Source organism: Micromonospora sp. WMMD1082, assembly GCF_029626175.1.
Taxonomy (GTDB): domain Bacteria; phylum Actinomycetota; class Actinomycetes; order Mycobacteriales; family Micromonosporaceae; genus Micromonospora.
The window spans coordinates 6,910,537-6,924,584 of the sequence record NZ_JARUBM010000002.1; the positions used below are offsets into that span (position 1 = coordinate 6,910,537).

At 73.0% G+C, this 14,048-nt stretch carries 11 protein-coding genes; 3 read left to right on the forward strand and 8 right to left on the reverse strand.

Annotated features, from left to right (window positions below):
* Positions 1–230 precede the first annotated feature (230 nt).
* Positions 231–644, forward strand: a complete 414-nt coding sequence (locus tag O7615_RS31785) for a hypothetical protein (protein ID WP_278181482.1) — start codon at positions 231–233, stop codon at positions 642–644.
* A 48-nt stretch (positions 645–692) separates the two neighbouring features.
* On the opposite strand, the gene O7615_RS31790 is transcribed toward O7615_RS31785, so the two are convergent.
* Positions 693–1,937: an amidohydrolase gene (locus tag O7615_RS31790; protein WP_278182306.1), complete on the reverse strand. Its 1,245-nt coding sequence runs from the start codon at positions 1,935–1,937 to the stop codon at positions 693–695.
* Between the two features lie 213 nt (positions 1,938–2,150).
* Here O7615_RS31790 and O7615_RS31795 point away from each other — a divergent pair, with 213 nt between their 5' ends.
* Entirely contained in the window at positions 2,151–2,333 is a 183-nt protein-coding gene (locus O7615_RS31795) for a thiazolylpeptide-type bacteriocin (RefSeq protein ID WP_278181483.1), read from the forward strand.
* A 96-nt stretch (positions 2,334–2,429) separates the two neighbouring features.
* Here the strand turns inward: O7615_RS31795 and O7615_RS31800 are convergent, their stop codons facing one another.
* The 5 genes from O7615_RS31800 to O7615_RS31820 are packed head-to-tail and all read right to left on the reverse strand — an operon-like array spanning position 2,430 to position 8,311.
* A complete protein-coding gene (locus O7615_RS31800; protein ID WP_278181484.1) occupies positions 2,430–4,364 on the reverse strand; it encodes a TOMM precursor leader peptide-binding protein in 1,935 nt (644 codons plus the stop codon).
* The gene (locus O7615_RS31805) at positions 4,361–5,116 is read right to left on the reverse strand and encodes an ABC transporter permease (RefSeq protein WP_278181485.1); all 756 of its coding nucleotides are present in this window, start codon (positions 5,114–5,116) and stop codon (positions 4,361–4,363) included. The genes O7615_RS31800 and O7615_RS31805 overlap by 4 nt, the downstream gene beginning before the upstream one ends.
* Complete coding sequence (locus O7615_RS31810; RefSeq protein ID WP_278181486.1) at positions 5,113–6,039, reverse strand: ABC transporter ATP-binding protein; 927 nt, start codon at positions 6,037–6,039, stop codon at positions 5,113–5,115. The genes O7615_RS31805 and O7615_RS31810 overlap by 4 nt, the downstream gene beginning before the upstream one ends.
* Complete coding sequence (locus O7615_RS31815) at positions 6,036–7,241, reverse strand: peptidase M50 (RefSeq protein ID WP_278181488.1); 1,206 nt, start codon at positions 7,239–7,241, stop codon at positions 6,036–6,038. The genes O7615_RS31810 and O7615_RS31815 overlap by 4 nt, the downstream gene beginning before the upstream one ends.
* Entirely contained in the window at positions 7,238–8,311 is a 1,074-nt protein-coding gene (locus O7615_RS31820; RefSeq protein WP_278181489.1) for a thiopeptide-type bacteriocin biosynthesis protein, read from the reverse strand. Before O7615_RS31820 ends, O7615_RS31815 begins: the two co-directional genes overlap by 4 nt.
* A gap of 224 nt (positions 8,312–8,535) precedes the next feature.
* Between O7615_RS31820 and O7615_RS31825 the strand changes: the two genes are divergently transcribed.
* Entirely contained in the window at positions 8,536–9,732 is a 1,197-nt protein-coding gene (locus O7615_RS31825) for an IS110 family transposase (protein WP_278176139.1), read from the forward strand.
* A 5-nt stretch (positions 9,733–9,737) separates the two neighbouring features.
* Here the strand turns inward: O7615_RS31825 and O7615_RS31830 are convergent, their stop codons facing one another.
* Both O7615_RS31830 and O7615_RS31835 read right to left on the reverse strand, forming a co-directional pair.
* Complete coding sequence (locus tag O7615_RS31830) at positions 9,738–12,470, reverse strand: lantibiotic dehydratase (RefSeq protein ID WP_278181490.1); 2,733 nt, start codon at positions 12,468–12,470, stop codon at positions 9,738–9,740.
* Entirely contained in the window at positions 12,467–14,047 is a 1,581-nt protein-coding gene (locus O7615_RS31835) for a SagB family peptide dehydrogenase (protein ID WP_278181491.1), read from the reverse strand. The genes O7615_RS31830 and O7615_RS31835 overlap by 4 nt, the downstream gene beginning before the upstream one ends.
* Between the last annotated feature and the right edge of the window lies 1 nt (position 14,048).

Sequence of the window (14,048 nt, forward strand, 5' to 3'; positions counted from 1 at the left end):
AAAGAGCGAACGTGACCTGCCCGAATCGGGCAAGAGCTGATCTGCGGGGTGGGCCTACGGGTCGGTGAACGGTCCCCAACAGTCCACGAGCGGTTGAACGGTCCCATGAGCGGCCAATGTCATCCGATTTGCCATCATTCGTGCTGCCGAATCGACCGTCCACCGACGCAGCCTGACCGCTCACCGATTGCCCACTCCGCCAGCGGCTACCCAGCACCTATCATCCGCAGATGGCAGACACCGCATCCACCGCCACTCCGGTCCGCCGCCGCATCCTCCACGCCGGCAGCCTCGGCATGGCCGTCGGCGGATTGCTGGTACTGGTCGGCTCGGTACTGCCCTGGGTCATCACGCCGTTCGGCTCGATCAACGGTGCCGCTGGGCCCGGCCTGTGGACGCTGAGCGTGGCCTTCCTCGCCATCGCCGGTGCCCTGCTGCCGTACCGCAGGGTGGCCATCGCGCACAGCCTGATTCCAGGAACGACCGTGGCCCTCATCGTCGGCTGGCAGGCCGCCCGCATCATCAGCCTCAGCGCCAACACCGGCGCCTGGGGCCAACTGATGCCCGGCATCGGCATGGTCATGGCCACCGGCGGCGCGGTGGTCCTGATCCGCACCGGAATGCGCCTGCTCGCGCTGCGCTGAATCCGTGACTCGACACTCCGTCCGGCCGGCCCGTGACGCACCGCGGTATCACCGTCGTTCAAGGGCGCTCGCGGCCGGTGCGAGCGCGGTCAGGGCTGCGACGACCAGCGCCGTCACGCCGGCCGGGAGGGCCAGCTCGACGCTCGGCGCGAAGGCGGCGCTGTGGTTCGTCGGCAGGATGCCGAGTTTCTCGGCCGCGTTCGCGCCGGGCGCCGCCCGCCACTGGCGCGGCCCGACGGTGCCGAGCATCCAGTAGCTGCTCGGGATCCCGCCGGCGGCCAGGAGCGGGAAGTCCTCGGAGGCCAGCGACGGTGGCCACTGCGCGACCCGCTCGGATCCGAACGCCCGTTCGTGGGCGGCGCGCACCCGGGCGGTCGCCGCCGGGTCGCCCAGCAGGGCGGGGGTACGCGACACCACGCGTACCACCGGCTCACCCGGGCTGCCGGCGGCCTCGCAGGCGGCCCGGACGGTGCGGGTCACGCCCTGGAACACGTGGTCCAGCGTCCGGTCGGACAGCGCGCGGATCGTGACACCGAGGGTGGCGTGGTCGGCGATGACCCCCGGGTGCCGGCCGGCCCGCAGCGTGCCCACGGTGAGCGCCACCTGGTCGGCCGGGCTCACCTGCCGGGCCACGACCGCCTGCAACTGCATCACGATGCCCGCGGCCACCACCACCGGATCCACGCACCGGTGCGGCATGGCGGCGTGGCCGCCCCGGCCCGGCACGGTGACGTCCAGGGTGACGCAGCCCGCCGTCATCGGGCCGGCGCCGTGGGCGACCATCCCCGCGGGCAACGGCGCGGCGTGCTGGGCGAGGAGCAGATCGGGGCGGCCGAACCGCTCGTAGAGGCCGTCGTCGAGCATGGCCGCCGCACCCTGCATCGTCTCCTCGGCCGGCTGCCCCAGCACCAGCAGCCGGCCCCGCCAACGGTGCCGGTCGCGGGCGAGGTGGGCGGCGGCCCCGACGGCCGCGGCCAGGTGCAGGTCGTGCCCGCAGGCGTGCATGACGGGAACGGCACGGCCGTCGACGTCGAGGCCGGTGGCGGTGCTCGCGTACGGCAGCCCGGTCTGCTCCGCGACGGGGAGCGCGTCGAGTTCGGCCCGGATCAACGCGGTCGGGCCGGTGCCGTTGGCGAGGATGCCGACGACGCCGTGCCCGCCGATCCCGGTGGTGACCTCGCAGCCGATCTCCCGCAACGCGGTGGCGAAGCGGGCGGCCGTACGTTCCTCCATCCCGGACAGCTCCGGATGCGCGTGCAGGTCGCGGTAGAGCCGGCCGGCGCTGGCGAGCATGCCCGGATCGACCGTCAGGCCGGCGGGTTGGGCCTGGAGCGGGGGCCCGGGTGGTGCTGGTGCCATGGCCCCAGCCAAGTACAGGTCGCTGTCATCCCGCTCACAGCGGTTGACACCGCGCTGGCAGTCGGACGTGGGGCGATCGGTGAGCGGCCTGCGGTTTGCTGGCCTCGGACCGGACACGATGGCCGGTCACGACCGACTGGAGGCGTCATGACCCCCGACACCGAGCACGACCTCAACGCCCTCGCCGACGAGATCCTGGAGCTGGAGTCGGAGACCTTCGCGATCTCCGACTACGCCGACGCGTCCGAGGCGATCCTCGCCTCCTGCTCGTCGTCGGGTACCACCTCGACGTGCAGCAGCACCACCTCCACCACCAGCTGTTCGGCCTGAGCGACCATGGCTGCGCGTCGGGCCGCCCGCACGGGCGGCCCGACGTCCGCCCCCGCCGGCAGACACCGGTCAGCAGGCACCGGTCAGCAGGCGCTGCTAGGGGAACGGGTGGGGCACGAGACGCAGGTCGGCGTCGGTGAGGTCACCGCCGGCCAGGCCCGCCGCCCGCGGCGCCGTCCGTAGCCGGGGCAGGTGCGGGGCCCGCTGCCGGGTCCAGCCGAAGTCGATCGGCAGCAGTCCGGGCACGATCACGCACACCGACCGGAGCCCGATGGTCTCCTGCTCCGGTGTGGTCTGGTCGACCATGATGGCCTCGAATCCCCGCTCGCGCAGGGTGTCGAGCACCCGGTGGAGGTCGTCGAGCAGGTTCCAGGTGCGCGCGGGCCGGTAGTCGCCGAAGACCCGCTCCGCCGGAAGCGGATCGGCACCGTCCAGGTACGTGCCGGCGTGCACCGCCATCCGGGGCAGGCCGAAGAGCGCCGAGTGGTCCGGCAGCCGGCGGACGAGCGTGTAGTCGTCGGCCATCAGCTCCAGTTCGGCCCGGCGGCGATGCACCGTGCCGGGCTGGTGCGGGATGTAGGTGAGCGCCTCGGCGAGCGCCCCGGCCACGGCGCGGTGCGGGTCGACGTGTGCCGCCGCCGCGAACGACAGCATTCCGGGACCGCCGTCGTGGCGGACGGCGAGGCTGGTGACCACCGGGACGTCGAGGTCGACCCGGTTGTCGAAGGCGAGCAGGCGGTAGCCCTGCAACTCGGCGCGGTCGGCCATCGCCCGCACCACCGGTGAACAGCTGCCCAGGTCGATCCGGGGCAGGGCGAGGTTGCCGTACCAGGCGAGCAGGAACGCGTCGCGTTCGATCAGCTCCAGCAGCCCGAACAGCGCCGCCTCCTCCACGCAGCTTCCGGTGGCGCAGCCGCTGGAGGACGACAGCACGAAGGTGTCGTCCGAGGCCGGGGAGCTGTAGAAGCAGAGCCGGCGGGGCACCAGGACCGGCCGGTCGGTGTGCAGATTGTGACCCCACACCCACGGTATGGGCCGCTCGGGAGCGAACCGACGCAGGATGGGATCGGCGTCGTACACCGCGTCGGGATAGCTGCCGCAGCTGTCCGGATGCAGCGCGTGCGCGCTGACGTCCGCGTAGGCCGCGACGACGGGGGTGACGTTGCGCCGGCGATGGGTGCCCGCGTAACGCTCCAGGCCCTCCAGGTAGGCCAACGACCGGCTGGCGGCGTAGCCGGTCGCCTGGCCGCTCCACGAGACGTCGAGCAGCCCGCCGTAGCCACGGATGAAGACGCTGCCGGTGACCGGCGCGGTGGTGGGTGAGGTGATGGTGAGCTGGGTGCCCGCGCCCAGGGCTCCGCAGACCGGGTTGACCAGCGCGGCCTGCGGCATCGGATAGGCGTCGGCGGCACGCAGGCGGTACACGTCCGGGTCCGGTTTGGTCCGGGTCTGCCGTGCGCCCACGGTGGCCGTGGGCCCGTCGGGCTGCGGCACGCCGCAGGTGGGGCAGCGTGGCTCGGCCAGCACCGGATAGCTGCGCACCCGCAGGCTGCCCAGGTCCAGCCGGCTGACCCGGGCAAGCGTGCCGCTGTGCCGGTCCCAGGTGTGCGGTGGTGGCGGTGGTGGGCCGGCGTACACGGCCCGGTAGAGATCCCAGACGGCGTCGAGTTGGTAGGCGGTCAGGTGCGGCCACGGGCCGACCGCCGTCGGCCGATCGCCGACCTCCAGGGCGTCGCGTTCGCTGCGGGTACGCAGTCGTTGCCAGCGGATGGCCAGGCAGTGCCCGCACGCCGGGTGCGGCACCGCACCGCCGCGCGGACCGATCAGGACGGCGTCCGCGCTGAGGTGCACGGTGGCGTGGCGGCGGTCGGGCTGGGCAGCGCCGAGCGCGTCGGCGCCGCCCAGCGTCACGACGCGCGGCGCGCCGCCCACGGGCCGCGCCTCCCACCGGCGGCGCAGGTGCTCCCCGAGCCGGGCCGCGGCGGCGGACAGCGGGGCAGGGCGCGCTGCCGCCGTCGCGGTAGTGGTCATGAGTTGTTGCTCCACCGGAAGGTACGCACACCGACGGCCACGAACACGGCGGCGAAGGCGACCAGCGCGACGCAGGACAGCAGGTAGTCGTTCATGGTGCCGAACCCGGTGAAGGCGTACGCCATGCCGTCGTTGACGTACCGCAGCGGCAGGGCCCGCGAGATCCCCTGGAGCCAGCCCGGCATCAGCTCCAGCGGGTAGAACGAGCCGGAGAGGAAGGCCATCGGTACGACGATGCAGTTGGCGATCGCGGCGACCGCCTCGGGGGTGTCCGCCCGGGAGCCGACGATCAGGCCGAGGGCGAGGAAGGTCGTCACCGCGAGCAGCATCACCGGCACCGACAGCGGCCACGTCGGGTCCGGGCGCATGCCGAAGACCGGCAGCATGGCCACGCCGACGAAGAGCAGGCTCTGCGCCACGCCGATGCCGAGCGCCACCAGGTAGCGGGAGCCGATCACCGACCAGATGCTGATCGGTGAGAGCCGGATGATGCGCAGCAGGTCGTCGTTGCGCCACTGCATCAGGGTGAACGACACCCCGAACAGGGCGGCGCTGGCCAGACCCCAGGACAGCACGCCCGGGGCGATGTAGTCGACGTACCCACGGCCCGTGTCGGCGACCTCCTGGTTGCGGAAGATCAGGCCGAAGATGACCAGGAAGACGAGCGGGAACGCGAAGGTGAAGAACAGCGTCGTGGCGTCGCGGACGTTCGCCTTGTACGTCGCCCGGGACAGTGCGGCAAAAGCGCTCATGCCTGCGGCGCTCCCATCATCTCCAGGTAGACGTCTTCCAGGGTGGCGGGCCGGGTCTCCACGTCGTCCAGGCTGGCCTCGGCGCCGAGCGCGGCCAGCACCCGGGCGGCCTGCGTGGTACGCAGGACGATCGCGCCGTCCTCGACGTCCACACCGGACACACCGTCGAGGTTGCCGGCCTGCTCCGGCGTCAGCCGGCCGGGCGGCACGACCAGGCGGGTGCCGACACCGGAGCGGGCGATCAGCTCCCGGGGGCTGTCCAGGGCGAGGAGACGGCCGGCGGAGAGGATGGCGACCCGGTCGCACAGCCCCTGCGCCTCGTCGAGGTGGTGGGTGGTGTAGACGATGGTCTTGCCGACGGCCTTGAGGTCCCGCAGCATCTGCCCGAGGACGCGGCGGGCCTGCGGGTCGAGTGCGGCGGTGGGCTCGTCCAGGAAGATCACCTGCGGGTCGTGCACGACGGCCGAGGCGATCGCGAGGCGCTGGCGCTGGCCACCCGAGACGTTGGTGACCCGCACGTCGGCCGAGTCGGTCAGCCCGACCAGACCGAGCGCCCGGTCCGCGGCGGCCTCGGGCAGGCCGTACAGCGCCGCGACCGTCACCAGGTGCTCGCGGGCGGTCAGCCGGGTGAAGAACGCCGAGCGCTGGGTCTGCACCCCGATGAGGGGCAGCAGGGCGAGGTTGCGCGGGGCGGGCGAGTGGCCCAGCACGGTGACGGTGCCGCTGTCCGGCGTACGCAGGCCCTCGATCATCTCGATGAGCGTGGTCTTGCCCGCGCCGTTGGGCCCGACCAGACCGAAGAACTCACCACGGCGGATCGAGATCGAGATGTCGTCGACCGCCCTCACCTCGCCATACGATTTGCTCACTGCGTCCAGCACGATGGCTGGACCGCCGGTAGGGGGCATGGGCTCGCCTTTCACTTGGTGTCCTGTTCAGCAGGGGGAGACAGGGTTCGATCCATGGGGCGTCCGCGTCGGGAGCGGGCCAGCCAGCCGGCGATCGTCAGGGCGACGACCGCGGCGGGCAGGACGTAGCCGGGCGTACCGAGGGCGGGCCGGAGCAGCGCGCCCCCGAGATAGCTCACGGCGGCGGCGACGGCGGTGACCGCCAGCAGCCACCACGCGCCGTAGAGGGCGAGGCCGATCGCGGCCCGCCGCGGATAGCGTGGGCCGGTTCGCCGAAGCGGGCGACGGAGGGCCGCGTACAGGTAGCGGCGGCTCTCCGGGGCCAGGTTGAGCGCGCCCATCAGGTGACTGACGATCTTGTAACCGTCCAGCGGCGGCAGGGGGATGACGTTGACCAGCGTCTGGGCGCTGCCGAGCAGGACGTACGCGCCGAACAGCCGGTCGGCGAAGGCGCCCGGGATGACCGCGAGTGTCGCGCCGACGACCACCAGGACCAGCCCGTTGGCCACCCCACCGGCGGCGGCGATCGCCACCTGCTGCGACCGCCGCGGCAGATACAGGTAGTCGTCGACCCGGCAGGTGAGGGTGACCAGGTTGACCCGGTTGACGGTGGCGCCCTGGGCGACGGCGGTGAGCGCGTGGGCGAACTCGTGCAACGCGGCGCCGATCCAGGCGAGCAGCACCAGCGCGAGCAGGCTGGCGGGGTCGGTGAACGCCGGGCGCGCGGCCTGCCAGAGCGGGCCGATCCGCGCCCCGACGGCCACCAGCGTCACCACGACGGGCACGCACAGCAGCGCGAACCCGACCGGGTGCAGGAGCCAGCTCAGGCGCCGCGCCCACCGCTCGGTCGCGCCCCGCCGCCGCACCCCGGCGGCCGCCACCGGTCCGGCCGTCGCCACCGGCTCGGCGGCCGTTACCGGTGCGGCCTCCCGGTCGAGCAGGTCCCGCTCGTGCAGCAGCCACAACAGCCGGGTCCAGTGCGCGTCGCCGAGGCGGCGACCGAACTCGGCGGCGTACTCGGCGTTGATCTCGGACAGGGACCGCACGCCGTCCAGGCGGCGGACGAGGAACCGCTCCTTCGCCGAGATCTCGAACTCCCTGCCGTTCCGGCGGTCCTTGACCAGGCAGACGGTGGCGGGGCCGCGCCACATCGGGCGCGAGAAGACGAGATCCTCCCGCAGTCGGGGGCGCTTGGCCAGCAGACCCGCCCCGGTCATTCCGGCACCGCCGGGTCACGCAGCACCCGCGCGAGCAGATAGGACAGGTACGCCTCGTCGCGGATGGTGGCGTGCAGCCGGTTGTTGGTCATGTGCAGGTACGGCGAGAGCAGCGCCGCGAGGGCCTCCCCCGGATCGGTGACCACCCGGTCGGCACCGCCGCCCCACGCGGTGACGGTCAGCCGGCCGGACGCGGCCAGCCCCAGCACCTTCTCCCGGAGTTGGGCGGCGTGCTCGGCCCAGTCGCGCAGGACGTTCGGCAGCCGCTGGGTCTCGCCCCGCGCGACGAGGGCGAGGATCCGCTTCACCCGGCCGCCCAACTCGACCGCCACGCCGTCGTACATCCGGGTGTACTCGTCGATGCCGATGAGGCTGGTGCCGGCGAACGCGCGGTGCCAGAAGTGGTGGTACCGGTCGAGGAAGTCGACCAGTTCCTCCCGGTCGGTCAGGAACGTGCCCGCCATCACCGTCATCAGCTGCGCGGCGGTGCCCAGCAGCACCGGGCGCAGGTGCAGGTTCATCGAGGAGAGGGCGCGCAGCACCATCTCGCTGGAGTGCTGGAAGTGCCACTCGGCGATCTCGATGCCCTCGGGTCCGCCGTACTTGCCGTACTCGGGCTCGTAGCGCCGGTAGCTGAACGAGTTGTTGGCCTGCAACACCATCTGCCCGTTCGGGTCGATCAGCTCCGCCGGCCTCCCGTCGGGAAACTCCAGGTCGAAGAGGATGTCGTAGAGCTCCCGCAGGTAGCCGGCGCCCATCGCGTACAGGGCGGGGCGGGTGGTCAGGAACCGGTCGATCGCCGCCTCGGCCTGCGCCCGTACCGCCGGCTCGTCCTCGGGGGTCCTCGGGCGCAGCCGCAGCCGCACGTGCGGCCCCTCCAGCCAGTAGTTGATGAAGAAGTGGCCGGCGAGCAGGTTCTGCTCGGTCAGGTCGCGCACCAGCGGTGCGACGCAGTCGACCAGCAGGGGCTGCGGGTTGGCCGCGTAGAAGACGTGCAGGGCCAGCCACCGGCCGCGCGGGTCGGCGGCCGGGTCGGCGTTGCGTGGCGCGGCGGCGGCTGACGGGGTCATCGGGTCCTACCTTCTTGATCGTGATGACCGCCCTGTTCGTAGGGTTGGCTCATCCGGGGGTGCTGGGTGTGGCTTTCATCGGGTTGCCGTTGATGGCTCAGGAGACCTGGCCGCCCAGCACCCCGCGACGACTCGGCCGCCGATTGGGAGTTGCGAGTAGATCGCTGTGTAGGACCATGCCGGCGAGGTCGTCTGCGGACCGACTCACCAACGAACTTGTGGAGGTGACCGTGCCCAAGGTGTGGGCCGGCGTAGATATCGGCAAGGCGCATCACCACTGTGTGGTGGTCGACCAGAACGGCGACCGGCTGCTGTCGCGGCGAGTGGCCAACGAGGAAGCGGAGTTGCTGACGCTGCTGGCCGATGTGCTGGCACTGAGCGACGAGGTCACGTGGGCGGTCGACGTGGCCGACGGCGGCGCGGCTCTGCTGATCGCCTTGCTGATCAACCATGAGCAGCGGCTGGTCTATATCTCTGGTCTCGCGGTGAACCGGGCCGCCGCCGGTTACCGCGGAACCGGCAAGACCGATGCCCGCGACGCCGCAGTGATCGCCGACCAGGCACGTATGCGCCGTGACCTCAGCCCGGTGCGCCCGGGAGACGAGGCGGCCGTCGAGTTGAAGATCCTCACCGCCCGCCGGAGCGACCTGGTCGCCGACCGGACCCGCACCATCAACCGACTGCGCGAGCAGTTGCTGAACATCTTCCCCGCGCTGGAACGTGCCCTCGACCTGACCAACCACGGCCCGCTGGTGCTGCTGACCGGCTATCAGACCCCCGCAGCTCTTCGCCGTGTCGGCGTCGCGCGGTTGCAGACCTGGCTGCGTAACCGCAAAGTCCGCTCGGCCGGCACCATCGCCGCCGCCGCTGTCGAGGCCGCCGACCGGCAACGCACCACGCTGCCCGGCGAGAAGCTCACCGCCCAGATGGTTCACACCCTCGCCAAGGAGGTGATCGCCCTCAACGAGAAGGTCAGCGAGATCGACAAGCTCATCGAGGGCCGGTTTCATGAGCACGAACTCGCCGAAGTGATCTCCAGCATGCCCGGCATCGGCGCGCTGCTCGGCGCTGAGTTCCTGGCCGCCACCGGCGGCGACCTCGACGCCTTCGGCACCCCGGACCGGCTGGCCGGCTTCGCCGGCCTGGCTCCCTCGCCCCGCGATTCCGGACGCGTCAGCGGCAACCTGCACCGCCCACGCCGCTACCACCGGGGCCTCCAGCGCGTCTTCTACACCTCCGCGCTGATCAGCATCCAACGATGCACCGAGTCGCGGCGCTTCTACGACCGCAAACGCGGCGAGGGCAAACGGCACACTCAGGCCGTACTCGCACTCGCCCGCCGCCGAATCAACGTCCTGTGGGCACTCCTGCGTGACAGACGGTGCTACCAACCCGTACCGCCTGCCGCTATCGCGGCTTGACAACGTCATTGGGAGGTCTCCCTGAGGTCCGTACGGAAGGTCTCGACGGCCAGCTCGCAGACGTGGTCACCGCGCTCGCCCCGGGCCGCCAGCTCGTCCGCGGCGGGCAGCATCTCCCGCAGCACGATCCGGTCGTCCGGCCCGTCGAGGGCGGCCCGCAGCGCCTGCAACGACAGCGGGCTGTCGAAGTCGACGTACTGCGGCTTCGGGTTGGCCGCCGGCCGGCCGGGTGCGGCCGGGTGGACGGTGGCGAACACCTGCCGCGGCACGCCGTGCCGGGCCCGCCACCGGCGCCAGTCGAGGAAGGCCGCCGGGTCGACCGCGGGATCGCCCGGTGCCGGCAGGTCGCCCACCCGCGCCGACCAGCTGCGGCGGCTGAGCACGACGCTGCCGGCGCGCACCCGGGGCCGTACCGCGACGCCGCCGGGGCCGGCCACGGCGGGCACACCGCGCCACACGTCGAGCCGCACCATCGACGCCGGGGACAGCAGCAGCAGGGTGCGGGGGATCTGCGGCAGCGCCATCGGCACCAGGTAGCCGAGGTAGACGGCGATCACCTCCCGGTCGAGACGGGTGGAGCGGAGCACGACCCGGTCGGTGGCCGGGTCGTGCACGAGATAGAGGTCGTCGAGGGTGAGCTGCCGCTCGGCCGGGACACTGCTCGTCTCGCCCGGGCAGACGATGACGTAGTCGGTGAGCCGGGCGTGCAGGTTCAGATTGGTGGTGGCGGATCCACCGGTCAGCTCCGCGAACACCGCACCGGCCGGCGTGATCTCGCTCGCCTGAGCGCGCAGCCGTTCGGCGAGCGGCGGGGTGTCGCCGTCGAAGCAGTGGGTGAAGCGGCTGAACGGGAACGACAGCCCGCCGAACGACTGGTTGAGGACCACCAGCGGGTCGGGCTCCCGCATCGCCAGCTGCACGAAGTGCCCCTGCGGGTGGAAGCCGGGGCTGACGTCGCCGAGCGTGGCGGCCAGTTCGTCGAGCAGATCCGCCGGCAGCAGCAGCTCGGGCCGGCCCGGGTCGGCGTCGGCGAGCCCGCGCAGCCGCGCGGCGAAGGTCTGCCGGGCCTCATCCAGCGCGGTCATCTCGGGTCGGCCCAGCCAGTTCTCCTCCGGGGTGTACGTGCCGTCGTCGGCGAACGGACGGCGGCCCGCGGTGTAGGAGGAGTACTGGTCGTAGAGGTCGTCGTGGAAGTCCTCGACCAGGCGCAGCAGGTCGTCGCAGCGACCGCCCACGCCGAACCGGGCCAGGAAGAAGCCGTGGAACATGATCCGGTGCGGCAGGTTCTGGTCGAAGGCGGGCAGGATCCGTTCCACCGCGGCGAGGTCGGGGCCGACCAGCCGCCGCCAGGCTCCGGCGGACACGGCGAGGGGTTCGCCGTCGACCCGGCTGTCCTCGTACAGCAGCGTCTGCGGCAGGACCACGGACTGCTCGCCCAGGGCCGCCATCGTCGCCCGCAGCGCGGCCCGCAACCGGTGCAGCAGCTCCCGGCGCCGCCCGAGGTCGCCGTGTGGGAAGGCGTCGACCAGCCCGGTGATCTCGTCGAGCTGGCCGGCGAGCCGCCGGGCCCAGGGCCGGTCGAGCCGGCCCACCGTGGCGGCGAGCGCCCGCATCGGGTCCGGGGTGTGCACGTCGGTGTCCAGGCCGACCAGCCGGAGCATGCCCAGCCGCAGCAGGGTCGACAGGTACGCCTCGCCGTCGGCTCGGGCGGCGCCGGTCCCCGCGCAGAGCCGGTCCACCAGGTCGGCGCACCGGATCGTGCCGCGTTCCCGCAACAGGGCGGTGAGGTCGTCCAGGACACCGCTGCGGCGCAGGAAGAACAGCCCGTCCCGGACCGCGTCGAAGCTGACCGCGGCGCTGTCGTCGCCGGCGGTGACCCAGTGACGCACGTAGCGGACCCGGTCGGCGTCCTGGCGCCAGCCGGGGCTCAACGCGACCGACAGGTCACCGCGCCGCCCGGGGTCGGCGCTGATCAGGTCGGCCAGCCGGGCCACCAGCACGACGTTGAGCCGGACGTGACGCTGCCAGTGCTCGCCCACGGCGAGGCCCAGCCCCGGCGCGGCCTCGTCGAAGCGACCCAGGGCCACCGCCGTGAAGGTGCTGAACGGGCTGGTCTTGCACGCGGTGCGGTAGAGATAGGACAGCAGCGAGCGCTCGACGCGCCGGGTCCGCTTGTTCGCCGGTCGGGTCAGCTCCGGCCGGGCACTCGTGGCGAGTTGCTCGTCGAGGGTCGGCGAGGCGAGCTGGAGCCCACCGCGCAGGCGTGGTTCGTCGGCCAGTTGCCACAGGTGCGCGCGGGCCCGGGCGACGTCGGCGGCGAACACCGCGGCGCCGTCGTCCTGCAGCTGCGCGAGCCGCGCCCGCAGCCGCAGCCAGCGCTGCACGGCGGGCCGGGCCGACGGCCGGGCCCGTTCGACCGCGGCGAGCGCGGCCTCGGGGGACGCGGGCAGGGTGTTGTTGAAGACCTGCCGCCGCAGCGCCAGCAACCGCCGTCGCGCGGCGTCGTCCTCGTTGTCGTTGACCAGGTCGTAGAGGAGCTGGCTCAGCTCCGCCCCCTCGGCTTCGAGCTGGCGGTGCAGCGCGAGGACGGAGTCGGCCCACGCGGCTGCCTGCGGGCAGCGCAGCGCGTCGACCGTCGACAGGGGCAGCCCGGCGACCCGGGCGGTGAGGTAGGACCCCGACCGCCAGCCGGCCGGAGCCGCGTGCGGCGCGCCCTGCGCCAGCACTGCCGGCGTCACCGCAGCTCGTAACGGTAGTCGCCGAGCTGGCCGCGCTCGTCGCCGGCGAGCATGATGAGCAGCGGGAACTCGCCGGTGTCGGCGAGCTTCAGCTCCTCGACGTACGAGACGCTGTCGAAGCCCAGCGCCACCCCGGCGCCGAGCCGCAGCGCGGCGGCGGCGGTGTAGAAGGTCTGGGCGATCGCCCCCACGGTGGCGTTGACCAGGTTGTAGCCCCGGTCGCCGGTGGCGTCCAGCACGGCGTGGGTGCGTACGGTCGGGACGAGCACCGCCGCGGCCTGCTCCAGGTTGTAGTTGGCCAGGAAGTAGGTGCGTTGCAGGAACTCCCCCGGTGGGTCGCCGGTGACGCGGATCAGCGCGTGGCCCTCGGGGTCGTACTCGTAGCCCCCGGCCGGCACCCCGGCGACGTGGTTGACGAAGGCGTAGACCTTCGCCAGCGGACGGTCGTCGCCGCCGTCGATCTCGCAGGGCACCGTGGTGGCGGCGGTGGCGCGCAGCAGCGCCGCGAGCTGCTCCGCCGGGATCGGCCGGCCGGCCAGGAACCGGCCGAAGCTGCTGCGGCGCCCGGCGAGGGCGTCGCTGACGGGCATCTCCATCGCCCTCGCGGCCGGCAGCGGCACGCGGAACCCGCCCGACGGCGGATGCGCGGCGGCCCCCGCCAGCGCACCGACGGGCGGCCGGTCGACGGCGGCGGCGGTGCTGCGGTGGATGCGCCGCAGGGTGTCGAAGCCGAGCACCGTGCGGGACCGTTCCCGGTCGGCGTGGCGGACCCGCACGGTCGCCGGCACCGGCGGGCCGTCGGGGGTGGCCACGGCCGAGGTCAGGGGTACGACGGCGAACAGCGCCTCGTCGTCCGGGGCGAGCCCGAGCAGGTCGGCGACCGCGGCCTGGTCGAACCAGAGGATCGGCCGGATCTGCCGGCCCTGGGCGCCGGCCCACAGCCGCCAGGTCTGCACCAGCGTGCCCACGTCCATCGACACGGCGTGGTAGGAGAAGTTGTTGTACTTGAAGGCGTTCTGCCAGTACTTGACCCCGACGACCAGGAACTGGGTGGCCGGGTGCCGCGCACCGACCGCCGCGTTCACCCGGGCGGTGACGTCGCCGGCCAACAGCCGCTGCATGGCGTGCCGGGCGTGGGCGTAGTAGTAGACGCCGGGGCTGACCCCGGCACCGGGGCCCGTGATCCAGTAGACGCTGCACGGGTAGAGGCCGCCACCCGACGCGGTGCCGCGGTACCAGTTGGCGTGGGCGTACGAGGGCAGGGCGGCCAGGTCGGTGTTGGCCTGGATGCCGAGTCGGCGGCCGAGCAGCCCGTACGAGTGGTGCAGCATGCCGGCCAGCAGCTCCGGCGTGAACGGCTCGTCGGCGTCGCCGGGGCCGCGCAGCGCGGTGTCCAGGTCGGCGGTGACCGCCGCCGGGGCCGGCAGCGGGAAGGCGGTCGCCTCGGGGTAGTACTTGCCGCGCCGGGGCGCGTCGGCCCAGTCCGGGGTGAAGTCGACCGGCGGCATGGGCTCCCGGCCACGACGCAGGATCGCGGTCGCGTAGCGGTGGGCGAAGCCGGAAATGTCAGGCGTCATG